Raw genomic sequence first — 24,696 nt, 5'->3', positions numbered from 1 at the left:
TGGGTCCTTACTCGATCGTCTCAATGACGCGGTTGTGGTTCGTGTAGATGCACATGTCGCCGGCAATCTCCAGCGACTTCTCCACGATGTCGCGCGGCGACAGCTCGGTGTTGTCCGCGAGCGCTTTCGCGGCCGCCTGCGCATACGCGCCACCCGAGCCGATCGCGCAGATGCCGCCTTCGGGGTCGAGCACGTCGCCGTTGCCGGTGATGACGAGCGTGGTGGTGGCGTCCGCGGTGATCAGCATTGCTTCGAGGCGGCGCAGCATGCGGTCGGTGCGCCAGTCTTTCGCGAGCTCCACGGCGGCGCGCGTCAGATTGCCCTGATGTTTTTCCAGCTTCGCCTCGAAGCGGTCGAGTAGCGAGAAGGCGTCGGCCGTGCCGCCAGCGAAGCCGACCAGCACCTTGCCGTTATAGATGCGCCGGACTTTCCTGGCGCCGCCTTTCATGACGATGTTGCCGAGCGTCACCTGGCCGTCGCCGCCGAGCGCGACCTTGTTGCCGCGGCGCACGGAAACGATCGTCGTGCCGTGAAATTGCTCCATATGCGTTCCTCTTTGCAAAACGGGTAGGACACGGCGGCGCGGCGCGCCACCGCATGAATCCTGTCAGCGGACGGCGCGCCGGCTGGCGCGCTCGTGAGCGCATGTCCGATCTATTTTAGGGCGCACGCCTTCATATCAAGATCCGCCAAAAGGCATAGGACAAAAAACGGCGCATCGAGTGCGTGAGAGGCAGAAAGGAGGACGCGGAGAGGTTGCGCTGAGGGGGCAAGGCGGTGCGTTCACCGGACGGCGGACGCGTGAGGCGCAAGGACGGCCTCTGGAGGGCGGCTTACCGCGAACTCACGGCGAATCTTCACAGAAATTGACACAAAAAGAAAAGGCGCACGGTTCTCCGTGCGCCTCTCGACGAAGCAGCGTTTTCAGGGCGCGGAGCCGAAGCCGCGCCGCAGCTGATCAGTCGCCGAACAGCTTCTGGCGCAGTTCGCGGCGCTCCTGGGCTTCGAGCGACAGCGTAGCCGTGGGGCGCGCGAGCAGACGCGGAATGCCGATCGGTTCGCCGGTTTCTTCGCACCAGCCGTATTCACCCGCGTCGATGCGTGCGATCGATTGCTGCACTTTCTTCAGCAGCTTGCGTTCGCGGTCGCGCGTGCGCAGTTCGAGCGCATGCTCTTCCTCGATCGTTGCGCGGTCGGCCGGGTCCGGCACGATTACCGTTTCGCGCAGGTTCTCGGTCGTCTGGCCGGCATTGCGGAGAATGTCCGCCTGCAGCTGTTCGAGCTTGTTCTTGAAGAAGGCGAGCTGATCCTCATTCATGTAATCCTTGTCGCTCATCTTCAGGATTTCGGCTTCGGTCAAGAGTCGTTTCGTCGTCATCTGGCTTACTTCTTCAATGTGAGGCAAAACTCTTACATAGTGCCCGCACTCTCGTATAGCCCGCAAAGGCGTCGCGCGGACGCGCAGCGCAGGGTGGCCACGAACGATGGGCTGTCGTGACGCCGAAGCGCCAGGCGGCCAAACGCCGGGCCTTGCTAGCTACGCCGCTGCGGGGCCGAACTCCTCTGGAAACCGATTCTCAGTGCTCCTGAGGCATCGCTTGCCGGCAAGCGCGTGCCCTTTCAGGCCTTGCCCGCCGGCATTTTCGGCGTGTCTCCGGACAAGATTTTCCGGCGCCGTTTCTGGCCCGTCGCGGGATACGCGCGACCGGGCAATTCGTTGTCATTCTCCAGTGGGCACGTATTGTAACTGAATCACAATCCGCTACCGCATCTGCCGAAAATCTGTCTGCGGCGCATTGATATCCCGAAAATATAACGCGCACAAGAGCAAAAAGCGATGGTCGTGCACGTATTCATACAGCAGGGTTTTCACGCGCTTTTCACGTGAGCGGCGTCCAAATGCGGCCGTCGGGCAGCGTGATGCGAGTCGCCCGGTATTTTCAGCAGACGATTAACTCGGCGTTGCGCGTCGCGTAGGGCTGCGGCGACCAGCGCCCGTAGCGAGCGGATGTGCATGCAAGTAGCACGGCGCATGCCGCTTCCCGCGTTCGGCAGCCCGGCTGGCGGATCGCCGGGCCTGCGCGGCGTCGGCCGGCGCGAGCCCGGTGTGCGGTCCGCTCAGGCGAGGCAGGCGTCGAGACCGTCGGTGATCAGATCGCGCGGCAGATCGATGCCGATAAACACCATCTTGTTGGTCTTCTTCTCGGCCGGCTGCCATTTGGCGGCCAGATCGCTACCCATCATCTGATGCACGCCCTGGAACACGACCTTGCGATCGACGCCCTTCATGTACAGCACGCCCTTGTAGCGCAGCAGATGCTCGCCGTAGATCTGCAGAATGCCGCCGAGGAAGTCCTCGAGCTTGTTCGCGTCGAACGGACGGTCGCTGCGGTACACGAACGACTTGATCTTGTCGTCGTGATGCGCATGGTGGTGATGCGCGTGGTCGTGGCCTTCGTGATCGCAATGACCATGGTCGTGATCGCAGTTCGCGTGATCGTGGTCATGGTCGTGATCGGCGTGGGTATGGCCGTGCTCGTCGTGCGCATGCGCGTGGCTGTGCGCGTGTTCGTCTTCGGTCAGGAAGTCCGGATCGATTTCGAGCTTCGAATTGAGGTTGAAGCCGCGCAGATCGAAGATTTCCTTGATGTCCGCTTCGCCGAAATTGACGACCTTGATCGCCGCCTTCGGGTTCATGTGCAGCAGACGGTGACGCAGATCGGCGATGTGCTTTTCATCGACCAGGTCGGCCTTGGTGATGAACAGGCGGTCCGCGAAACCGACCTGGCGCTGCACCACTTCGTGTTCGTCGAGCTGATGGTTTGCGTGCTTCGCGTCGACCAGTGTGATGATCGCGTCGAGCAGGAATTCGCTCGCGATCTGGTCGTCCATGAAGAAGGTCTGCGCGACCGGGCCCGGATTCGCGAGGCCGGTGGTTTCGATCACGACGCGGTCGAAGTCCACTTCGCCCGCCTGCTTCTTCGCGGCCAGATCGCCCAGCACGCGCGACAGGTCGCCGCGAATCGTGCAGCAGATGCAGCCGTTGCTCATCTGGATGATCTGCTCGTTGCTGTCCTGCACGAGGATGTCGTTGTCGATGTTCTCTTCGCCGAACTCGTTCTCGATGACGGCGATCTTCATGCCGTGCTTTTCGTTCAGGATGCGCTTGAGCAGGGTGGTTTTGCCGCTGCCGAGAAAGCCGGTCAGGATGGTGACTGGGATCATGTGGGTCGCCTGTAAGTCGTGAAACGGTGCGTGATCGAACGCTAGCGCGAGGCTAGCCGGATGCATAAGGTGGGCGCGGCAGCCGGTCGGCGCGCGGCCCAGTCCAGCCGGATATTGAAACATATTTGCCAGGCGGGCGCAGGTCGGACTGGGCGCGGCCGGTTGAGGCCGGGTCGAGGTTCGTCTGCGCCGACGCCTGCCGTTGCTGTCGCCGGCATGCGTAATCGACCGTACATAAGGGCGATCAGGCGACTTGCAACAGCAGGCCCTTCAGATACTCGCCTTCCGGGAACGCGGTCAGCAGCGGATGATCGACGCCCGCGCCGAGCCGCTTGAGGATGCGCGCATCGACCCGCGCGTCGGAGGCCGCGCTGGCGACGATCTTCTGGAACAACTCCGGGTCGATCGCGCCCGAGCACGAGTAGGTGAACAGCAGGCCGCCCGGTCGCAGCAGCTTGAGACCCGTCAGATTGATGTCCTTGTACGCGCGCGACGCGCGGTCCACATGCTCGCGCGACGGCGCGAATTTCGGCGGATCGAGCACGATCAGATCGAAGCGCTCGCCTTCGTCGTAAAGGCGGCGCAGCGTCTTGAACGCGTCGGCGTCGAGCCATGTCGCGCGCTCGGCGTCGAAGCCGTTGGCCTCGACGTTGCGCTGCGCGATCGCCAAAGCTTCGCCGGACGAATCGACCGACACCACGCGTTTCGCGCCTCCCTTCAACGCCGCCAACGAAAAACCGCCGGTGTAGCAGAAGCAGTTCAGCACGTCGCGATCCTGCGCGAGCTGCTGCACGAGCAGGCGGTTGTCGCGTTGATCGACGTAGAAGCCGGTCTTGTGGCCGTTGCGCACGTCGACGTGATAGCGCACGCCGTTTTCGCTCGCGATCAACTGCTCCGACGGCGGCTCGCCCGCGAGCACACCGGTGATCTGCTCGAGCCCTTCCTTCTGACGGATCGACACGTCAGAGCGTTCGTAGACGTTCGGGCAGCCAGTCGCGCCGACCAGTGTCGCGACGATCGCGTCCTTCCACGCCTCGACGCCCGTCGCCATGAACTGGCAGACGATCTGGCTGCGCTGGCCGGCGTCTTCGGCAACGTAATAATCGACGATCAGGCCCGGCAGGCCGTCCGCCTCGCCGAAAATCAGCCGTACCGCGCCGGTGTCGCGCACCATCGTCCGACGATGCGCGAGCGCGCGCTGCACGCGGCGCTTGAAGAACGCGTGGTCGATCGGCTCGGCTTCGTCGAAGCTCCAGACGCGCGCGCGGATCTGCGAGTGCGGGCTATACGCGGCGCGCGCGAGAAAGCGGCCGTCGTGCGCGCGCACGAGCACGGTCGCGCCCGGCGCGGGTTTGCCGTCGACGTGTTCGATCGCGTTGGCATAGACCCACGGATGGCGGCGCAGCAGCGATTTTTCTTTCGACGGTTTGAGCGTAACGGTATTCATCAGGGTGTCGGTAAAGCGGTAGATCAGGCAATGGGCCGCGCCGTGAGGCCGGCGCGGCGGGTGAAATTCAGACGCTGGCCGCGAGGCCGCGTGGGGGGGCGTCAGTCGCGCCCTCAGTCTTCAGTCGCGTTTTTTCGCACGCGGATGCGCGCTGTCGTAGACGCGGGCGAGGTGCTGGAAATCTAGCCCCGTATAAACCTGCGTCGCGGTGATGCTCGCGTGGCCGAGCAGCTCCTGCACGGCGCGCAGATCGCCGCTCGATTGCAGCACGTGTGTCGCGAACGAATGGCGCAACACGTGCGGATGCACATTGGCCGGAATACCGGCCACGAGCGCCGCGCGCTTCACGCGCTCGCGCACCACGTTCGGCGAAAGCCGGTTGCCGCGCACCGACAGAAAGAGCGGATGCGGATCGTGCCGGACCATCTGGTCGCGCGCCGCGAGCCACGCGTTCAGCGCCGCGACCGCCTTGCTGCCGACAGGCACGATGCGGCGCCGGTTGCCCTTGCCGAGCACTTCGACCTCGCCGGAATCGAGCTTGAGCCAGCCGGCGGAGCGGTAGCCGTCGACCTCGGTGAAGCGCACGTCGAGGCCGACCAGTTCGGCGAGACGCAGGCCCGACGAGTAGAACAGTTCGAGCATCGCGTGGTCGCGCAGGCCTTCGGGCGAGCTGGCGGGCGGGTTGTCCATCAGGCGCGCGGCATCGTCGACGGAAAGCGCCTTCGGCAGCAGCTTCGCCTGCTTCGGCGCGCGCACGGCGGCGACCGGATTGGCCGGCATCTCGACACGGCCCGCGAGCCAGCGATAGAACGCGCGCCACGCCGACAGCCGATGGCCGATCGAGCGCGCGGAGAGACCGCCCGCATGCGCGCGCGCGACGGCGCCGCGGATATCGACGGCGCTCAGGCTTTCGAGCGGCCGGCCGTTGGCGAGCCGCTTCAGTTCGTCGAATTCGTGCGTGTAGCCGCGCAGCGTGTGCGCCGACAGCCGCCGCTCGTGTTCGAGATGCGACAGGTAGGCGGCGATCGGATCGGCGGCGGTCACGGTGGGCTGGGCAGCGGGCGCGGGCGGGGCCGGACTCAGCGCGGCAGCAGCCGGCTCAGCGCGGCGCTCGCGAGCGCGCCGATCTGGGTGAGGAAGTCGGTGGCCATGCCGTCGTGGAAGCGCCGGGCGTCGGCCGAACCCATCACCAGCAGGCCGAAGGTCGGTGCGTCTTCGGCGCCGTCGGGGTCGCGCAGCGCGAGCAGCGCGATCGATTCGGTGGTCTGCGCGGCCTCGGCCGGGGCCGCGCCGTTCTCGTCGGCTACGCTTGCGCCGTTCGTCGCGCCGCTTGCATTCGCCGCCGGCGCGAGCCACTGCGCCGCCTCGAAGCCGGTGTTCGCGCCGCAGTACGGCGTGGCCAGGCTGTTCGCGAAGATGCGCACTTCCTCGCCGACGTGGCGCGCGAAGTCGGCCTGCGCGTACGGCTCGGCGACGTCCCACACGCGCAGCGCGGCTTGCGGCACGTCGAAGATGTCGCGCAGACCGTTGGCGATCGTGCGCGGCAACGCGTACGGATCGCGCTCGGCCATCACGCGAATCGTCCAGCGATTGAATTTCGACGCGATGCTGTCGTTCTCGTGACCGTAGCGCAGCAGTTCGGCGAGACGGCGCTCCAGATGCTTGTTCTTGTCGCGCAGCATTTCCATTTGCCGTTCCTGCAGCGACACCGCGGCTTTGCCGTGCGGGTTCGCGAGCCGGATCGTCGCGAGCGTTTCCGCGTGTTCGACGAAGAATTCGGGATTGGCAAGCAGGTATTCGGCGACTTCGCGATCGTTCATGGTTTCGGCTAGAAGACTACGGGACGGCCGTTTGGGACGGCGCGCCGGTCAATGAGATTAAACAGCGGATGCGGCAGCGGCCGGCTTCACGGATGCGTTGCCGACGGCGTCGGATGATGCATGGGCCAGCTCGTCGGCCAGCTCATCGGCCAGTTCGATCTCGCCTTCGAAGACGGTCGTCGCGGGGCCGGCCATCAACAGCGGCGAGCCTGGCTGCGCGATGTCCCACGTGATGGTCAGATCGCCGCCGTGCGTGTGCACCAGCACGGGCGAGTCCAGCAGACCGCGCCGGATGCCGGCCGCGACCGCCGCGCACGCGCCGGTGCCGCAGGCGAGCGTTTCGCCCGCGCCGCGCTCGTAGACACGCAGCCGGATCTCGTTGCGGCCGACGATCTGCATGAAGCCCGCGTTGACCCGCTGCGTAAAACGCGTGTGCCGCTCGATCGCGGGACCTTCGACGAGCACCGGGAACCCTTCGGTGTCGTCGACGACCTGCACCGCGTGCGGATTGCCCATCGACACGACCGAAATCCAGCGCGTCGTGCCGTTGACGTCGAGCGGCCACAGCGTGTCCGCGCCTTCCGGACGGCCCTGCAGGCCCTTGGTCGCAAACGGCACGCGCTCGGGATCGAACACGGGCGTGCCCATATCGACGATCACTTCGCCGTTGTCCTGCATCGTCAGCGTGATGGTGCCTTTCTGGACCTGCACGCGCACGCTGCGCCGGTCGGTGAGACCGCGATCGCGCACGAACTTGACGAAGCAGCGCGCGCCGTTGCCGCAGTGCTCGACCTCGCCGCCATCGCAATTGAAGATGCGGTATCTGAAATCGACACCGTCGACGGTCGGTTTTTCGACCAGCAGCAGCTGGTCGGCGCCGACGCCGAAGTGCCGGTTGGCGAGCGCGCGCACCTGCGCGGCGGTCAGGTTGACCGGCCGGCTGTAGCCGTCGAGCACGACGAAGTCGTTGCCGGCGCCGTGCATTTTGGTGAACTTGAGCTTCACGTTTTCTGTGTATCCGTTGCTGCGTAGGGCCTCGCGTGTGTGCGCGAAGCCGGAAAGCTGGAGTGCTGGTCTGGCCGGCCGTCGGGGTTGCACGCCCGTTCCGGGCGTCCCTTCGAGCGTGTTTGGCCAATGGCAAATGATACACGCTGGCACACGGGAACCGGTACGGTGGGGCGAGACGGGCGGGGGCGTGTGCTGGAGGTCTGCGGTGGGTGCGGGCTCGGGCTGGTTGCATCATCGGCCCGCGCGCGATGTCGTGGGCGGGGGGGATCGACCAGCGTTACACACAATCGGAACGCGCTGATTGCTGCGAACCGGCGTGACATGGTCGTATAGATGCTTGTCGAGATTCGGCGGAGCGGTGCGTGTCGATGGATTACAAGTAGATGGCGATTGATTTCAAGGTCGGAACCCACCGGAGCTGCATGCTCCACACACGGCAGGAATATCGCGGTAACCCTTTGAGCAGCGAGGCGCGCGACGGTCGCCAGCTTGTTACCTCGGCCGCGCCGTCGGAACTGACGCGCGATAGCCGTCAGATCAGCCGGCTGCTCAAGTTCATGCGTGACGCGCGCATCGGTATGTCGGTGGGCGGCGCGACGCCGGAACAGCTTGTGCGGACGCTGCAGGCTACCGTCGAGCGGGGCGACGTGATTGCCGTCGTATCGAAGCCGCTAGCTTCGGCCAGAAGCCGTGCACCCATCGAGCAGGAAATCCGGCCGTACTACGAGACCTTCACGCCCTCCCAGCTATTCGGACGCTCGCAGCCTGTCGTGCGCGCCGCACGTTCGTTCGAGCGCCCGAAATTGCCGCGCTTGCCGGCCGAAGATGGTCTCGCGATCTGGTTCGCTCGTCCGGGCGACGTGTTGCCGGATGGGACCATCGCTACGCCGGTAGCGACGCCGCTGGGTGAGGTGCAGCCGTTTGAGTATGCCGAGAATTCTCTGCAAGGTGACGATGCGACGCTGGCCGGTATGCCAATCAAGGAGGGGCCGCCCAATACCTGGGTAACGAATCCGTCGGGCAGCGGGCAATTGCGCCTATACGACGCCAACGGTGATGCTGCAGTGGATATCGACTTTGATCATGACCACGGTTTCGGAGCGCCACATTCCCATAATTGGGACGGATTGAAACGTGACTTCGGTAACCCGGTATCAATTCTTCCGTAACAAGGTAATCCTATGGACGACCTCAAAGCTTTTAATCACTTCCACGATTGGTATATCGACACGTTCCATGTTTCGACAGAGCGTGAAACGCTGAGACTTGGCCTGTACCAGCAAGACAGGCGTGCTTCGGTGTCATTCGTTGGAATGAATCGATGTGTGCTCGAAAATATCGGTCTTCTGAATATTGTTTACGGAATCAATGTGCTGGAACCGGGTACTGCGCGCTGGGAGAAAGCGCAGAGGGTATTGGCCAAGGCTCAACGATGGACTGATAGCAAACCGGCTAGCGTCGCGCAAATCGTCTCAACATGCGGAGCCGAGCTTGTCATTGAATTTGATCTGCTGGAAATTGAGTCACCTGTCACCTGAGCTTCTCACGCGCCATCACAGCATCGGGATTCACGCACCTTCTTGCTGTGAGCAGCGTGCGTTTAGCAACTATCAGGCATGTAGAGGGTATCAATGAACAAACGGGAATCGGCATTCATCAGTTTCTACGACAAAGAAACCGGGCAGGTGAAATTCTGTGTCGTCCTGCGCGAACGGGTCCAGGCTGCCATCGACCGCGCATTGACTCTCACCTTGCCGCCAGACGCGCCGGACCACTCGCAAGCGCCGTTTACCGACGAGGATGCCCGAAAGCTCGGCGCCATGGCCCTTCTGGCTCACGGTAACGCACATCCAGAACTGCGAGAGCGCCTGGAAATTACTACGGAAGCGCCGATGGACTGGACGCCAGTCGAGCCGCCGTCGGAGTGAGCGTTCGATATCGCCGGAACTCCGAACCTCGGAGATCCGAGGGCCTTGTACGCAAACCCAGGTAGCGGGCAAATGCGGCTGTACGGAGATGACAGAAAACCCGTTGTCGATCTCGACTTTGACCACGTGCACAACGGATTGCAGCCCCATGCACACAATCGGGGCAACGGTGTCTGTAACGGCAGCGATGACGTTGTGCCGTTCAACCCTTGGCATCCTTGAAAGGAATCATCCGATGGACCTCACCAACAAACTCAACGCATTTCACGACTGGTACTTGATGGGCGTCTTAGCCGATCGAGAGGCGCGCATCGTTGAACTCGCCTTGATGTTCGACAACGGAAAAGACCGGGCTCGCGTCCAATTCAAGGGCGCCACGCGCTGCCTTGCAAACGATTTCCTCATCCAGAACATCATTTACGAAGTGAAGGTGCTCACGGATTTCGAGTCCCCTGACTATCAGCGCGCGCTTCATGCGCTAGAAAAATCGTATTTCGGCAAAGAGAGTCGCCCCAATAAGCCGATTGCTTCGCTAAGCGCCACGTTGGGCGCGGAATTGCCGATCGAGTTCGATACGGTGGAGGTCGTGACGAATCTGGCGTGACCGGAAAGTGAGCACGCCGTGTCGGCGAGCTTGCGGCGGCTTCCAGCTTCCACGATGCAACAAAAAAGCCGACTCGCGAGAGTCGGCTTTTTCATCACGGCGCCCGGCCAGAACAGCGATTACGAACCCAGTCGCATCGCCCGAAAACTGGCTAGGCCGCCGCTCAATACACCCCCGGCACCCCCGGCGGCCTCGTCTTGAAGCGCTTGTGCACCCAGTAATACTGCTCGGGCATCAGCGGAATCTGCTCTTCGAGAAACTCGTTCATGCGGCGCGCGTCGGCGTCGTCGTCGCCGGTCGGGTAGTTGTCCCACGGCTTGAAGACCTTGAGGCGGTAGCCCTTGTAGTTCGGCAGCACTTCGCCGATGAACGGCACGACCTGCGCATGTCCGACCTTCGCGAGACGGCCGACCGCGGTCAGCGTGCAGGTCGGCACGCCGAAAAATGGCACGAACGTCGAGTTGCGCGCGCCGTAGTCCATGTCGGCGCCGAGCATCACCGGCTTGCGCTCGCGCAGCCAGCGCAGCACGATACGCGCGCTGTCCGCGCGGCTTGCCATGTCCGCGCCGAAACGCGCGCGCGCCGCTTTGGCGACTTCCTCGAGTTCAGGGTTCGACATCGGCTGATAGAGCGAGCCGCATTGGCGCTTCAGCGAGTAGTTCAGGAAGATCGAGCCGGCCTCGATGCCGACGAAATGAAAGCCGAGAAAGAGCGTCGGCGGCAGGTTCGGGTCCGTGAGGTCGATCGCGCTGTCGAGCTGGATCAGCTTCTCCAGCTTCTTCGCCGAGCCGAACCACTGCACGCTGCGCTCGAGATAACTGCGGATCGCGTGCCGGAAGTGTTTCTGCGCGACGTCCTCGCGACGCTCGTCGCTCCAGTCGGGGAAGCACAGCTTCAGGTTGGTGTGGACGATGCGCTTGCGGCGGCTCGGGATCTGATAGAGCAGCCAGCCGAGCCCGTCGCCGAGTCGGGCGACGAAACCATAGGGCAACAGCGCAAAGAGTTTGAGCAGCCCGATCGCGAGCTTCGGACCATAGCGGCTCAGCATGCGGCCTCCACGAAGGGGGCACCGCGACTAACGGACTGCGGGGAAGCGGAAAAAGTAACGGGATACCGCACGCGTGGACACTCTGTGACATTCAAGGGAAGTCGCTATAATAAGGGCTTCGCCGAGTTAATAGACAACTTGCGGGGCGAAGCCGGCGGGTGCGGTCCATGGGTTTCCATGCGGCAGGCGTCCAACGGTCAGGTAATCCGCTAAAGCGTCGCCGCTTCAGACTTCGAAGCTGGCTACGTGAAAATCAACCGTAACCACAACAGGAGTCTGCAACGTGGCAAACGACTATCTCTTCACTTCCGAATCCGTCTCCGAAGGCCATCCCGACAAAGTCGCGGATCAGATCTCGGACGCCATCCTCGACGCCATCCTCGCTCAGGACAAGTACTCGCGCGTCGCCGCAGAAACGCTGTGCAACACGGGTCTCGTCGTGCTGGCCGGTGAAATCACCACGACCGCGAACGTCGACTACATCCAGATCGCGCGCAACACGATCAAGCGCATCGGCTACGACAACACCGACTACGGCATCGACTACCGCGGCTGCGCGGTGCTCGTCGCGTACGACAAGCAATCGCCGGACATCGCCCAGGGCGTGGACCGCGCGCACGACAACAACCTCGACCAGGGCGCCGGCGACCAGGGCCTGATGTTCGGCTACGCGTGCGAGGAAACGCCGGAACTGATGCCGCTGCCGATCCACCTGTCGCACCGTCTGGTCGAGCGTCAGGCCAATCTGCGCCGCGACGGCCGTCTGCCCTGGCTGCGTCCGGATGCGAAGTCGCAGGTCACCGTGCGTTACGTCGACGGCAAGCCGCACGCCATCGACACCGTCGTGCTGTCCACCCAGCACTCGCCGGACATCTCGCTGGAAACGCTGCGCGAAGCGGTGATCGAAGAGGTCATCAAGCCAACGCTGCCGGCCGAGCTGATCAAGGGCGACATCAAGTTCCTCGTGAACCCGACCGGTCGCTTCGTGATCGGCGGTCCGCAAGGCGATTGCGGTCTGACGGGCCGCAAGATCATCGTCGATACGTACGGCGGCGCGGCTCCGCACGGCGGCGGCGCGTTCTCGGGCAAGGATCCGTCGAAGGTCGACCGCTCGGCGGCTTACGCTGGCCGTTACGTCGCGAAAAACATCGTTGCTGCAGGTCTTGCTTCACGCTGCCTGATTCAGGTGTCGTACGCGATCGGCGTCGCGCAGCCGACCTCGGTGATGGTCAACACGTTCGGCACGGGCCGCGTGTCGGATGCGACGATCACGCAACTCGTGCGTGAGCATTTCGATCTGCGTCCGAAGGGCATCATCCAGATGCTCGACCTGCTGCGCCCGATCTACGAGAAGAGCGCGGCCTACGGTCACTTCGGCCGCGAAGAGCCGGAATTCACGTGGGAAGCCACCGACAAGGCCTTGGCACTCGCCGAAGCGGCCGGCACGGAGCCGGTTGCGGCGCTTGCCGAGTAAGCGCGGCTGAGCGCTCGCTGTGAGCCCCTGCTAGCACTTGCTGCTAGCGGATACGCAGCAAAAAACCCCGCCGGCGCGAGCCGGGCGGGGTTTTTCTTTTGGTGCACCGAAAAGCGGATATAGACGCGTACCGATTGACGTTGATGCGTGGTTTATCGAGGAATTGGTACGGTACTAGCCGCCGCACTCAACGTGGCGGATCGTTTCGCCCGATACGCCCCTGGCTTCTTGCCGCGATGCCGCGCAGAGCATGTAAAGCTGCCACGCAGTGAATCAGCAGGACGATTGCACAGCCGCCTCAACGCACGCCTCAGCAGGCCACTAGCTAGCTCACCTGATAGCCAGCAACCCGCCAAAGCACCAATTCTCACCGACTCGCAAACGCGAACGCGAACCACCCGCTGCTGCTCGTCGACAGCCGACGCGGCCGGCGGCTCGTCGCCTGGCGGACGACCTGCGTACGTTTGCCGACAGCGAGGCGCAGCGGCGTCGGTTTGCGCAGCAGCGTGCGCAGCGACAGGCGGCGCGTGCCGCCTTGCTGGCGCAGCGCGGAGAAGAACGTATTGAACCAGGTGCGGATGCCGTCGACGGCCTTCGCATCGCGCCATTGTTCGCCGAGCGCGCGGCTGCGAGCGGTGTGGTGGCGCAGCGCCCGTACCAGATGACGGCGCGCGGGACGCGCCGCTTTCAGCGCGGCGCGGGTAAGACGAGTGCTTAGAAGAGTATGCATGGCTTCACGAGTAGGCAATGTACCGGACGTCGGCACGTGCACCGGATGTGCACGCAAGTTCAGCACCAGGTGTGCCAATGACGGGCTTGCGAAGAGCGGCCTGAAAGCCGGAAATTCGATATGAATCGCTGCGACGGACTACGCGATGCGGCGGACGGCGCCACAGGCAGCGACGGAAAAACGCGGAGAAACCGACGGCACGAGCCCTGACGGCCCGCGCACGGCAAGAAAGTGCGTAAGCGACGATCAACATAGCCTTGAAGGCTACACGCGAATCGTGACGTCAGAAAGTCCGTTATTACCCTGCGAGTCGGGGTTTCTCCTGGATCGAATCGTCGCAGATGCACACGCGATCGCACCCTTTGAGACCGTTTTGCGTGCGTGTTTGCCCAGCACCGGTGCGAATCCAGCAGGCATTCCGCGTGAACCGATGCATCGTCGTGCGGCGAGGGCGGCTGGGAAATGGCCGGGAAAAACAGCTCCCTGCGAGTTTGCCGGGAGCCCGCAGTACGCTCGCCGCTGCGCCCGATCAAGCGCCCACACCGGCGAAACCACGCACCCCGATCGCGCCCGTTTTACAATCGAACCTCAAGTTAGTCGACAGTAACGGAAACACCCATGTCACTCCATTCGAAGAAAGAGCAGATCCAGGCGTTACGGGAGCAGGGGTTCGTCGTCGTGCCCGGACTCGTGTCGCCGGAGCGTTGCGAAGAACTGAAGCGGATCGCGCAACAGCAGTTGCAGGAAGCCGCCGCGCCGATCGAGTTCGAAGCGGATCTGCAATACCCGGGCGCGCCGTCGTCGAAGGATGCGCCGGGCGGCCATACGGTGCGGCGTTTGCTCGATGCGTACGGGCGTCATCCGGCGTTCGCGCAATGGGCGACCGCGCCGGAAATTCGCGGCTGGATGGAGCTGTATTTCGGCGAGGAGCCGCGTCTGTCGCGCGCGCATCACAACTGCATGATGACCAAGCACCCCGCGTACGGCAGCCTCACTGGCTGGCATCGCGACGTGCGCTACTGGTCGTTCGAGCGCGACGATCTGGTGTCGGTGTGGCTCGCGGTCGGCCCGGAAACGGTCGATAACGGCGCGTTGTGGTTCGTGCCGAAATCGCACGGCTCGGCGTTCACGTCCGACCGTTTCGACGAAGCGAAATTTTTCCGCACCGATCTCGACGAGAATCAGGCGGCGATCCGCACGGCGGTGTCGCCCGAACTGAAGGCCGGCGACGTGGTGTTCTTTCACTGCAACACGCTGCACTCGGCCGGCAAGAATCTGAGCGATCAGGTGAAGTTTTCGCTGGTGTACACCTATCACGGCGTGAGCAACGTGCCGCTGCCCGGCACGCGCTCCGCGGCGAAGCCCGAGATCGCGTTCTAGTTTTCGATCAGGGGCCGCGCGCGAATGTTCAGCGCTTGCGCCCCGACAACGCCACGCCGGTCAAGCCGGCCAGCGTCGCGACCACGCCCGCGACGATCAGCACGATCGCCTTGTTGGTCGGCGAGCCGGTAAAGAAGCGCGACACGTCGCTGCTTACCGAATTGAACGCCTGCCCGCCGAAATACAGCAGCACGATGCCGCCGACAATCAGCGCGATCGAAATCGCCTTCGTCATCTAATCCTCCCATCAGCTTGATCCGGCCAGAGTGTAGGGGAGCCGTTTGCGCGCGTCCATCCCGCATATCGGGTGCCTGCAAGCGTCGCGTCGATTGGCTAACATAGCGGGTCTGGCCGTACCGCAACACACCACAACAACAAATCTCCGAGCCGCACGCCTCCCGCAACGCGCGAATCCCCATGCCCGCAAACGCCGGGCGATTTCATCGACAAGGACACTAGCAATGGCTTACGAAGCAGCTTCAGAACGCTATTCGGATATGCAATACCGCGTCTGCGGCAAGTCGGGTCTCAAACTGCCGGCGCTGTCGCTCGGCCTGTGGCACAACTTCGGCGACACCACGCCGATCTCGACGCAGCGCGACATCCTGCGCACGGCCTTCGATCTCGGCATCACGCACTTCGATCTGGCGAACAACTACGGCCCGCCGTACGGCAGCGCGGAAACCAATTTCGGCCGTCACTTCAAGGACGATTTCAAACCGTATCGCGACGAGTTGCTGATTTCGTCGAAGGCCGGCTGGGACATGTGGCCGGGTCCGTACGGCCAGGGCGGCGGCTCGCGCAAGTATGTGCTCGCGAGTCTCGATCAGAGCCTGAAGCGCATGGGCCTCGATTACGTCGATATTTTCTATTCGCATCGTTTCGACGCGCACACGCCGCTCGAGGAAACCGCCGGCGCATTGGCGAGCGCGGTGCAGCAGGGCAAGGCGCTGTATATCGGCATCTCGTCGTACTCGTCGGCGAAGACGCGCGAAATGACGAAGCTGCTCGCCGAATACAAGGTGCCGCTGCTGATCCATCAACCGTCGTACAACATGCTGAACCGCTGGATCGAACGCGACCTGCTCGATACGCTCGACGAAGTCGGCGCGGGCACCATCGCATTCACGCCGCTCGCGCAGGGTCTGCTGACCGGCAAGTACCTGAACGGTGTGCCGGCCGATGCGCGCGTCAACAAGCCGGGCGGCGGCTCGCTGAAGGACGAGCATCTGAGCCCGCAGAACATCGAGCATGTGCGGAAGCTCAACGACATCGCGCAGCGACGCGGTCAGAGCCTCGCGCAGATGGCGCTCGCGTGGGCGCTACGCGATCAGCGCGTGACCTCGGTGCTGATCGGCGCGAGCCGCGCGGAGCAGGTGCGCGAGAACGTCGGCGCGTTGAAGAACCTCGCGTTCTCGGCGGATGAGCTGGCGGAGATCGATCGCTTTGCGACCGAAGGTGGGATCAATCTGTGGGAAAAGCCGTCGACGGATCAGGACATCTGATCGTGTGACGGTGTGTGTCCGCGCAGCTGGCGGACAGAGAAAACCGCACGCGGCTCGCGTGCGGTTTTTTTATGGCGGTTGTGTGTTGATCGCTTTCGCGCGCGCCGCTACACGAGCGCCGGCAGACCCTCGACCAGCGCGACCGCGCACATCACGCCGATCAGCGCGCCCAGCACGCGCAGCGCGTTGTGGCGCATCTCGGTCTTGCATGGCAGCGCGCCGACAAACAATGCGCCCGCCAGTGCCATCGGAATGACAAGGATGAAATCGCCGATCGTGAAGTACGTCATATTCGTCTCCGTTGTCGAACCCATGCAACAGGATTGCTGAGTCGTTCCGACGCGGGCTGCGGCTTGCGGATCAGGCAGCGCCCGCGCTCGTTTCGAGTATAGGAGACCGGTGACGCGGCATGATCGGACGACCACGGCCGGCGACGCTTATTCGCAAGCCGCTGAACCCGATGGCGTCGGGCGTCCGGCGATTGGCGCGGCGCAGCAAAAGCGGCGAAAAATATGAAGCGGACACTTACGATTGGCTTGCGTTTCGCCGCTAATCCATGCCGGCTGGGTCATTGCGCGACGGGCGGTGTCGCGCGTGGCGCGATTCGAAGCGCATGCAGCGCAGCGCCGGCACACGCGAACTTCGTCGCGTGAAACCGGCTGCGATGCTGCGATGCTATTCGCGCCCACGCAAACGTGATGCCGCCAACAGGCCGATCGCGAGCAACGCGCCCACCAGCCCGACCACGCCATTCCATCCGTGTCCGGCCCACACGTGTCCGCCGTACGAACCGATCAGGCTGGAGCCGAGGTAATACGCGAGCAGGTACAACGCCGCGGCCTGGCCTTTCGCGTCTTTCGCCAGTCGCCCGACCCAGCCGCTCGCGACCGAGTGCCCGGCAAAGAAACCGAACGTCACGCAGGCGATACCGAGCGCAATTGCGGCGAGCGGATGCAGCATCGTCAGCGCGACGCCGAAGACCATCAGCAGCAGGCTCGCGGTTAGCACCCGCGCGCGGCCGAACGTGTCGGCCATGCGCCCGGACCACGGCGAGGCAATCACGCCGACCAGATAGACGACGAAAATCGCGCCGATCTCCGTCTGACTCAGCCGATACGGTGGCGCCAGCAGCCGGTAGCCGAGGTAGTTGTACAGCGTGACGAAGCTACCCATCAGCACGAAGCCGAGCAGGAACAGCAGCGGCAGGCCCGGTCGCGTGAACTGCCGGAGCAGCGCGCTGCGGTGATGCGCGAAGCCGAGCCCACGGCGCGGCACGAAATGGCGCGACGGCGGCAGCAGCGCGCGAAACGCGAGCATCGACAGCAGGCCGAGCACGCCGATCGTGCCGATCGCGACGCGCCACGAAAACAGATCGGCGACCACGCCGGTAATCACCCGCCCGGCCATGCCGCCGATCGCGGTGCCGCCGACGTACAGCCCCATCGCGAGACCGAGGCCATCGGGATGCACTTCCTCGGCGAGATAAGCCATCGCGACGGCCGGTACGCCGCCGAGCGCGAGTCCTTCGAGAAAGCGCAGCACGAGCAGCTGATGCCAATGCGGCGCGATCGATACGCCAAGCGTCAGCAGCGCCGACACCGTCAGCGAAAGCGTCATCAGCTTGTGCCGGCTCCATCCTTCGGAGACGAAACCGGCGACGAAAATCGCCAGCGCGAGCGCCGCGGTGGACAGCGACAACGACAGGCTGCTTTGCGCGGGCGTCACGCCGAACGCCTCGGAAAACGACGGCAGCAACGGTTGCACACAGTAAAGCAGCGAGAACGTCGCGTAACCGGCGAACAGCAGCGCGATGCTCGCGCGCCAATAGGCTCGCGAGCCACGTTCAAGATAGGGAATGTCCGACACGGCGGAGGTGCCGGTGGCAGCAGCCGAAGCTGCGGAAACGGAGGGAACGGCAGATGCAGTCCGCTGGGATTCCGGCGGCAAGGTCACAACATAACTCCTTGGGTCATACGAAAAGCTGAAAGGCGTTAAGGATACGCTGAAAAGGGCGCGCTGGCCGCCGACGGATGCACCAGCGCTTCGTCGGTCGGCAACGCCGAGGCATCCCAGCCGCCGCCGAGCGCCTTTACCAGCGCGACGCTCGCGGCCATCCGGCGGCGCGCGATCGCGACCGCGTTGCGCTCGTTGGTGAGCGTGGTGGTCTGCGCGACCACGACGTCGAGATAGGTGATCGCGCCGTTTTTATAGCGGTCCGACACGACCGCGAGCGCCCTTCGCGCGGCCGCGACCGCGTCGTCCTGCGCGGCGGCTTCCTGTTCGAGCACGCGCAGCGCGGCGAGATTGTCCTCGACCTGGCCGAACGCGTTCAGCACCGTCTGCCGATACTGCGCGACGCTTTCGTCGTAATGCGCGCGTGCCTGCTCCTTGACGGCCGCGCGTCCGCCGAAGTCGAGCAGCGTGCCCGCCAGCGTCGGCCCGAGCGACCACAGCCGGCTCGGCGCGAGCAGCCACTGGCTGTAGTTGGTCGCTTCGAGCCCGCCCGTCACCGCCAGCACGAGGCTCGGAAAAAACGCTGCCGTGGCGACGCCGACCTGCGCATTCATCGCCGCTACCTGCCGTTCGGCCGCTGCGATGTCGGGCCGTCGTTCGAGCAGCGCCGACGGCACGCCGGTCGCCGCGACCACCGGCACCGCGACGAGCGGCGCGACCGGCAGCGTGAACGTCGACGGTGGCTGACCGATCAGGATCGCGATCGCGTGTTCGAGTTGTGCGCGCTGCACGCCGAGGTCGAGCGCTTGCGCCTGGGTGGTCTTCAACTGCGTTTGCGCCTGCGCGACGTCGGCGTCGGTTGCGATGCCGCCCGCGTAGCGGTGCTGCGTGAGTTCGAGTGCCTGCTGATAGGCGTGCAGCGTGTCGTCGAGTAGTTGGCGTTCCTGATCGATTCCTCGCAGCTCGAAGTAGTCCGTCGCGAGTTCGGCCTGCATCGATAGCAGCGCCGCTTCGACATCGGCGGCGCTTGCCTGCGCGCCGGCCTTCGCGCTTTCGACGCTGCGCGACACGCGGCCCCACAGATCGGGTTCCCACGATGCGTCGGCCTGTACCAGATAGTCGTTCAGCGACAGGCCGGCCGTCGATTTGTGCAGCACGTTCTCCGAGGTCCGCGTACGCGTGAAGCTGGCGCCCGCGCTGACGACCGGGAAGTACTGCGAGCGATATTGCGCGACGCTCGCGCGCGCGGCGCGAAAGCGTGCTTCGGCGGCCTGCACGTCCTGGTTCGCGCTCGCGACCCGCTGCTCGAGCCCATCGAGCGACGGGTCGCCGTAGATGTGCCACCACGCGCCGCGCGCGAGCGCGTCGGCCGGTTGCGCGGGCTTCCAGCCGGTGCCGTCGAGTTCGCGATACGTCGCGGGCGTCACGGTGACAGGCTTCACGTAATCGGGGCCGACCGTGCAGGCGGCGAGCAGGCTGGCGGCGATCATTGCGAACGCCGACGCGCGCAGTGCGGAGCGGCTCGGCTCGCGAGGCGCGGTGGCGGTGGCCGCGCATGCCGCAACCCGTGCGCGCGAGCGCGCCGAGATGTGATTGGAAACGCACGTGGCCACAGTCGTAGCTGACGATGCAGCAGAGGCAGCGGTAGCCACAACGACAGCCCGGCGCAAAACCGGCATCTTCATGATCACGTCCTCGCGGCCGGCCGCACGCCGCTTTGCGCTGCCGACGAGCTTGCCGCGCCAGCCGCCGCTGCCGCCGCGCCGCTCGCACCTTCGGAGGCGCCGCCGCCATTGCTACTACCGCCGCCACCCTGCGCCTTGCGCGGCACGATCCGCACCGGCGCGCCATCGACGATCGAATCCTGCGGATTCAGAATCACCTGCTCGTTGCCCTGCAAACCCGACACGATCGCGACGCGCGTGCCGAAGTCCGTGCCGAGCGATACCGGCAGCAGCTTCACCTTGTGCTGCGCATCGACGCTCGCGACCTTCACGCCGTCCGGACGAAACAGTAGCGTGTTGCCCGGCAGCGTGAACGACGCCGCGCCCGCGCCGAGCGCGAAATGCACCTGCGCATACGCGCCCGGCAGCAGTTCGCCGTCGCGATTGTCGACGTCGACCTCGACCAGCATCGTGCGCTGCTGCGCATCGACCGCGCCCGCGGTGCGCGCGACGGTGCCCGGATAATGCCGAGCCGGCGTTTCGGTCAGCGTCAGATACGCTCTCTGCTGCGCGCGCACCTGCTGCGCGTACGCCTGCGGTACGTTCACGTAGACACGCAGCCGGTCCGCCTGCGCGACATGGAACAGCTCCTTCGCGGGACCGCCCGAGCTGCCCGCATCGATCAGCGCGCCGACGTCGACGTTGCGCGCGGTCACGGTGCCATCGAACGGAGCGTAGACCTTCTGGAACGACTGCGTTTTCTCGAGACGCGCGACGTTGAAACGCGCGGCATCGAGCGTGGCTTTTTTCGCGAGCATGTCGCCGACTTTCTCGTCGGTCTCCTGCTTCGACACCGACTTGCTCCTGAGCATTTCCGTCCAGCGATCCGCGGTGCTCTTCGCGAGCGCGTAGTTCGCGTTGGCGTTCGCGAGATCGGCGCGGGCGGCGCGCAACTGATCGTCGACTTCGGGCGTGTCGATCTCCGCGAGCAACTGACCGCTCTTCACGTGCGCGCCGATGTCCGCGTACCACTTCTTCAGATAGCCGTTGGTGCGCGCGTAGATCGGCGTGTCGAGAAAGGCCTGCACGTTGCCGGGCAACACCAGATCGAGTCCGGCCGACGACTTCTGCGGTTGCACGACTTCGACGCTGATCTGGCTCGCGTGCTCGGCATCGCGTTCGAGCGCCGCGTGCGCATCGTGGCGCGACCAGATGCCTTGCGCGGCGAGCGCGAGCACCGCGACGGCCGCGGCGATCGCAAGCCAGCGCGTGCGCTTCGCTGGTGTCCGGGCGCGCGCGGCGGGATCGTGCTCGCCGTCTGGACGTTGTGCTTCCATCAAACTTCCCCTTTGAAAATACCCGGGCAGTCGAGGCTGCCTCTTGTCGGGCGGCGCGTGCCGGCCACCGTCATCGTCGTGCGCGTGGCGTTCATGGCTTCTGCACCACGTGTTCGGCCGCGCGCCGATGCCGCGTCTCGAGCCGTCGATAGATCATCGAGAACACCACCGGCACGAAGATCAGCGTCGCCACCGTGCCGACCGTGAGACCGCCGATCACCGCGCGCCCGAGCGGCGCGTTCTGCTCGCCGCCTTCGCCGAGACCGATCGCCATCGGCACCATGCCGATCACCATCGCGAGCGCGGTCATCAGCACTGGACGAAAGCGCGTGAAGCCCGCCTCGATCGCCGCGCGCGTCGCGTCGCCGTGCAACAGCAGTTGTTCGCGCGCGAAGCTGATCACCAGAATCGAGTTCGCGGTCGCGATGCCGATACACATGATCGCGCCGGTGAGCGCCGGAATCGACAGCGTGGTGTGCGTGAGGAACAGCATCCACACGATGCCCGCGAGCGCGCCCGGCAGCGCGGTGATGATGATGAACGGATCGAGCCACGACTGGAAATTCACGACGATCAGCAGATACACGAGCAGCACCGCGAACAGCAGACCCGCAAGTAGTCCGGAGAACGAATCGTTCATCGTCTGCACCTGGCCGCGCAGTTCGATCGTCGAGCTTTTGGGCAGGTCGGCTTTCGAGTCGTCGATGATCTTGCGGATGTCGTCGGACACGCCGCCGAGATCGCGGCCGTCGGCGGTGCCGTAGATGTCGATCGTGGTCTGCGCGTTGTAGTGCGTGAGCACAGCATTGCCGGCTTCGCGGCGCATCGTCGCGAGCGAACCGAGGATGTTGCTATGGCCGTTCGCGTTCAACGGAATGTTCGCGAGCGATTGCAGCGAATCGATCGTGTATTGCGGCGCTTCGGTGATCACGTTGTAGCTGACGCCGTTGCGCGGATTGAGCCAGAACGTCGGCGTGGTTTGCTGGCTGCCGGACAGCGTGATCAGCAGATCGCTCGCGATATCGCGCTGCGAAAAACCGGCCTGCTGCGCGCGCGTGCGATCGACATCGATGAAGATTTTCGGCAGATCGGCCGGCTGCTGGATGCGCACATCGGCGAGACCCGGCACCGTGCGCAGACGGTTCAGCAGCTTCGCGGTGAACACGCGATTGGCGGCCACTTCACGTCCGACGATCTGAATGTCGATCGGCGACGGCATGCCGAAGTTCAGCGTTTGACTGACGATATCGGCGGGCAGGAACGCGAACTGCACGCCGGGGAATTCGTCGCTGAGCGTGCGGCGCAGCGCGCGTACATAGCCGGCGCTCGGATGATGATCGGGGTTCAGCGTAATCAGGACGTCGCTGTCCGACGTGCCGATCGTCCCGGTGTTGCTGTACGACAGATTGATACCCGACACCGGCAGGCCGATGTTGTCGATGATCGAATGCAGCTCGTCCGCCGGAATCAGCTGACGGATCCGCATGTCGACGCGATCGGTGAGCACCGCGGTTTCCTCGACCCGCATGCCGGTTTTCGCGCGCATGTGCAGCGCGATCGTGCCGGCATCGACGGCGGGAAAAAAGTCGCGACCGATAAACGGCAGCAACAGCATCGACGCGCAACAGCAGACGAGAAATAGCGTAACGAATAGGCCCGGCTTCGCGACACGCGCTTCGAGAAACACGCGATACCGCTCGCGCAAACGCGAAAAGTCGCGCTCGAACGCATAGTGCACGCGCATGAACGGATTGCGCGTTTGCGCCGGCGCGTGATGCGGATCGGCCGGCTTGTGGTGATGGCGCAGCAGATATTTCGCGAGCGTCGGCACGAGCGTGCGCGAGAAGAAGTACGACGCGAGCATCGCGAACACCACCGCTTCGGCGAGCGGAATGAACAGATAGTGCGCGACGCCGGTCAGCAGAAACATCGGCACGAAGACGATGCAGATCGACAGCGTCGAGACCAGCGTCGGAATCGCGATCTGATGCGCGCCGTCGAGAATCGCCTGCTCAAGCGTCTTGCCCTGTTCGAGCTGATGGCTGATGTTCTCGATCGCGACGGTCGCGTCGTCGACCAGAATGCCGACCGCGAGCGCGAGCCCGCCGAGCGTCATGATGTTGATGGTCTGGCCGAGCGCGGACAACGCGATGATCGACGTGATCATCGACAAAGGAATCGATACGGCGATGATCAGCGTTGCGCGCCAGTTGCCGAGGAAGAGCAGAATCATCAGACCTGTGAGGCACGCGGCGATCAGCGCTTCGCGCAGCACGCCCTGCACCGACGCGCGCACGAACAGCGACTGGTCGGCGACAGGGTCGATGTTCAGCGACGGCGGCACCAGATTGCGCAGCGTCGGCATCATCGTCTTGATGCGATCGACGATATCGAGCGTGGACGTGTTGCCGCTTTTGTTGATCGTCAGGAGCGCGGCGCGCTGGCCGTTCACGCGCACGATGTTGGTCTGCGGCTGATAACCGTCGCGCACGTGCGCGACGTCGCGGATATAAACGGTGCCGTTCGCGGTGGTGCGGATCGGAATGTTGTTCAGGCCCGCGAGCGAATCGGGGCTGCCGTTCATTTCCACCGAGTACTCGGTCGAGCCGATTTTCGCGGTGCCCGATGGCAGGATCAGATTTTGCGCGGTCACCGCGTTGACCACGTCCAGCGGCGACAGATTGCGCTCCTGCAGCTTGCGCGAATCGATATCGACCATGATCTGCCGCTGCTTGCCGCCGTACGGCAGCGGCGCGGACGCGCCGGGCACGGTGGCGAGCTGGGTCTTCAGGAAGTTATTGCCGAAGTCGTACAGCTCCTGCTCGGTCAGCGACGCCGACGACAGCGCGAGCCGCAGAATCGGCACCGTCGACGCGTTGTAGCGCAGGATGTTCGGCGGCGTGATGCCGGGCGGCAGCGAGCGCAACTGCGTTTGCGACAGCGCGGTGACCTGCGCGAGCGCTTCGTCGATATTCGCGTGCGGCTGGAAAAAGATCTTGATGACGGTGATGCCGTTCAGCGAGGTCGACTCGGTGTGCTCGATATCGTTGACCGCGACCGACAAGCCGCGCTCGTAGTTCAGCGCGATGCGTCGCTCCATTTCGTCGGCGGGCAGGCCGTTATACGACCAGATCACCGAGAGCACCGGAATGTCGATGTTCGGGAAAATGTCAGTGGGCGTGCGCAGGATGGTCAACGGCCCGACGATCAGCAGAAGCAGCGCCAGCACGATGAACGTATAGGGACGCCGCAGCGCGAGACGAACGATCCACATGGCTAGCGCGAACGAGCGAAGTGAGTCACGCCGGCGTGCATGCCGGCGGCGCGCGCATAAAGCGTGCGATACGGGCGGCCGCAGCCGCGCTCAGGCAGATCGTTCTGGCAGCGCACGTTTTTGAGGTCTCCGGCCCGCGAGGGTTTATGATGGTTCGCATGACGAGGTCTTACGCCGAGATCATCGGCCGTGCGCAGCGTAATTGGAATAGGGCGAAACGACGGGTGAAAAGCCTTTTGTTCGCGCTTCCCAAAGCCCCGCAAAACGGGAACAATGACTCGAACCTCATACGCGCAAGG

Annotated in this window: 22 protein-coding genes; 7 read left to right on the top strand and 15 right to left on the bottom strand. The window is 64.3% G+C overall.

Features of this window, described 5'->3' with window-relative positions:
• Positions 1-7: 7 nt before the first annotated feature.
• The 7 genes from hslV to dapF form a co-directional block, all read right to left on the bottom strand.
• The gene (gene hslV, locus HHL14_RS21620; RefSeq protein ID WP_169499653.1) at positions 8-544 is read right to left on the bottom strand and encodes an ATP-dependent protease subunit HslV; all 537 of its coding nucleotides are present in this window, start codon (positions 542-544) and stop codon (positions 8-10) included.
• A gap of 414 nt (positions 545-958) precedes the next feature.
• The gene (gene dksA, locus HHL14_RS21615) at positions 959-1,378 is read right to left on the bottom strand and encodes an RNA polymerase-binding protein DksA (RefSeq protein WP_169499652.1); all 420 of its coding nucleotides are present in this window, start codon (positions 1,376-1,378) and stop codon (positions 959-961) included.
• 740 nt (positions 1,379-2,118) lie between these two features.
• Positions 2,119-3,225, bottom strand: a complete 1,107-nt coding sequence (locus HHL14_RS21610; protein ID WP_169499651.1) for a CobW family GTP-binding protein — start codon at positions 3,223-3,225, stop codon at positions 2,119-2,121.
• Between the two features lie 244 nt (positions 3,226-3,469).
• Positions 3,470-4,672: a class I SAM-dependent rRNA methyltransferase gene (locus HHL14_RS21605; RefSeq protein ID WP_169499650.1), complete on the bottom strand. Its 1,203-nt coding sequence runs from the start codon at positions 4,670-4,672 to the stop codon at positions 3,470-3,472.
• A gap of 120 nt (positions 4,673-4,792) precedes the next feature.
• A complete protein-coding gene (gene xerC / locus HHL14_RS21600; RefSeq protein WP_169499649.1) occupies positions 4,793-5,716 on the bottom strand; it encodes a tyrosine recombinase XerC in 924 nt (307 codons plus the stop codon).
• Positions 5,717-5,751: 35 nt separating this feature from the next.
• A complete protein-coding gene (locus HHL14_RS21595) occupies positions 5,752-6,492 on the bottom strand; it encodes a DUF484 family protein (RefSeq protein ID WP_169499648.1) in 741 nt (246 codons plus the stop codon).
• Positions 6,493-6,549: 57 nt separating this feature from the next.
• Positions 6,550-7,497, bottom strand: coding sequence for a diaminopimelate epimerase (dapF, locus tag HHL14_RS21590; RefSeq protein WP_169499647.1), 948 nt, complete (start codon positions 7,495-7,497; stop codon positions 6,550-6,552).
• A 386-nt stretch (positions 7,498-7,883) separates the two neighbouring features.
• Here dapF and HHL14_RS21585 point away from each other — a divergent pair, with 386 nt between their 5' ends.
• The 4 genes from HHL14_RS21585 to HHL14_RS21570 all read left to right on the top strand — a co-directional run bounded on the left by HHL14_RS21585 (position 7,884) and on the right by HHL14_RS21570 (position 10,032).
• The gene (locus HHL14_RS21585) at positions 7,884-8,669 is read left to right on the top strand and encodes a hypothetical protein (RefSeq protein ID WP_169499646.1); all 786 of its coding nucleotides are present in this window, start codon (positions 7,884-7,886) and stop codon (positions 8,667-8,669) included.
• Between the two features lie 12 nt (positions 8,670-8,681).
• Entirely contained in the window at positions 8,682-9,038 is a 357-nt protein-coding gene (locus tag HHL14_RS21580) for a hypothetical protein (protein WP_169499645.1), read from the top strand.
• Between the two features lie 93 nt (positions 9,039-9,131).
• Positions 9,132-9,428 carry a hypothetical protein gene (locus HHL14_RS21575; protein WP_169499644.1) on the top strand — a complete coding sequence of 99 codons (297 nt, stop codon included), beginning with the start codon at positions 9,132-9,134 and terminating at the stop codon, positions 9,426-9,428.
• 235 nt (positions 9,429-9,663) lie between these two features.
• On the top strand, positions 9,664-10,032 hold the full coding sequence (locus tag HHL14_RS21570) for a hypothetical protein (protein WP_169499643.1): 369 nt from the start codon (positions 9,664-9,666) through the stop codon (positions 10,030-10,032).
• 163 nt (positions 10,033-10,195) lie between these two features.
• On the opposite strand, the gene HHL14_RS21565 is transcribed toward HHL14_RS21570, so the two are convergent.
• Positions 10,196-11,080 (bottom strand): lipid A biosynthesis lauroyl acyltransferase, encoded by an 885-nt coding sequence (locus HHL14_RS21565; RefSeq protein ID WP_169499642.1) that lies wholly within the window; start codon positions 11,078-11,080, stop codon positions 10,196-10,198.
• Positions 11,081-11,363: 283 nt separating this feature from the next.
• On the opposite strand from HHL14_RS21565, the gene metK reads away from it, so the two are divergent.
• Positions 11,364-12,554 carry a methionine adenosyltransferase gene (metK, locus tag HHL14_RS21560; RefSeq protein ID WP_169499641.1) on the top strand — a complete coding sequence of 397 codons (1,191 nt, stop codon included), beginning with the start codon at positions 11,364-11,366 and terminating at the stop codon, positions 12,552-12,554.
• A 367-nt stretch (positions 12,555-12,921) separates the two neighbouring features.
• On the opposite strand, the gene HHL14_RS21555 is transcribed toward metK, so the two are convergent.
• A complete protein-coding gene (locus HHL14_RS21555; protein WP_169499640.1) occupies positions 12,922-13,284 on the bottom strand; it encodes a hypothetical protein in 363 nt (120 codons plus the stop codon).
• Between the two features lie 618 nt (positions 13,285-13,902).
• Between HHL14_RS21555 and HHL14_RS21550 the strand changes: the two genes are divergently transcribed.
• Complete coding sequence (locus tag HHL14_RS21550) at positions 13,903-14,664, top strand: phytanoyl-CoA dioxygenase family protein (RefSeq protein ID WP_169499639.1); 762 nt, start codon at positions 13,903-13,905, stop codon at positions 14,662-14,664.
• A gap of 28 nt (positions 14,665-14,692) precedes the next feature.
• Here the strand turns inward: HHL14_RS21550 and HHL14_RS21545 are convergent, their stop codons facing one another.
• A complete protein-coding gene (locus tag HHL14_RS21545) occupies positions 14,693-14,899 on the bottom strand; it encodes a DUF3185 family protein (protein WP_167282239.1) in 207 nt (68 codons plus the stop codon).
• A gap of 226 nt (positions 14,900-15,125) precedes the next feature.
• On the opposite strand from HHL14_RS21545, the gene mgrA reads away from it, so the two are divergent.
• Positions 15,126-16,169 (top strand): L-glyceraldehyde 3-phosphate reductase, encoded by a 1,044-nt coding sequence (gene mgrA, locus HHL14_RS21540; RefSeq protein WP_169499638.1) that lies wholly within the window; start codon positions 15,126-15,128, stop codon positions 16,167-16,169.
• Between the two features lie 107 nt (positions 16,170-16,276).
• Here mgrA and HHL14_RS21535 read toward each other — a convergent pair whose 3' ends face one another.
• The 5 genes from HHL14_RS21535 to HHL14_RS21515 form a co-directional block, all read right to left on the bottom strand.
• Positions 16,277-16,459 carry a hypothetical protein gene (locus HHL14_RS21535; RefSeq protein ID WP_169499637.1) on the bottom strand — a complete coding sequence of 61 codons (183 nt, stop codon included), beginning with the start codon at positions 16,457-16,459 and terminating at the stop codon, positions 16,277-16,279.
• 385 nt (positions 16,460-16,844) lie between these two features.
• Positions 16,845-18,122, bottom strand: coding sequence for an MFS transporter (locus HHL14_RS21530; protein ID WP_169499636.1), 1,278 nt, complete (start codon positions 18,120-18,122; stop codon positions 16,845-16,847).
• Between the two features lie 38 nt (positions 18,123-18,160).
• Positions 18,161-19,612, bottom strand: coding sequence for an efflux transporter outer membrane subunit (locus HHL14_RS21525; RefSeq protein ID WP_230413151.1), 1,452 nt, complete (start codon positions 19,610-19,612; stop codon positions 18,161-18,163).
• Positions 19,613-19,809: 197 nt separating this feature from the next.
• Positions 19,810-21,123: an efflux RND transporter periplasmic adaptor subunit gene (locus HHL14_RS21520; RefSeq protein ID WP_169499635.1), complete on the bottom strand. Its 1,314-nt coding sequence runs from the start codon at positions 21,121-21,123 to the stop codon at positions 19,810-19,812.
• A 91-nt stretch (positions 21,124-21,214) separates the two neighbouring features.
• Positions 21,215-24,397, bottom strand: a complete 3,183-nt coding sequence (locus HHL14_RS21515; protein ID WP_169499634.1) for an efflux RND transporter permease subunit — start codon at positions 24,395-24,397, stop codon at positions 21,215-21,217.
• Positions 24,398-24,696: the final 299 nt, after the last annotated feature.

This window comes from Paraburkholderia antibiotica (assembly GCF_012927125.1).
GTDB classification, from domain to species: domain Bacteria; phylum Pseudomonadota; class Gammaproteobacteria; order Burkholderiales; family Burkholderiaceae; genus Paraburkholderia; species Paraburkholderia antibiotica.
Note: the sequence above shows the minus strand (reverse complement) of the source record. Positions and strands in the feature narration are given on the sequence as shown.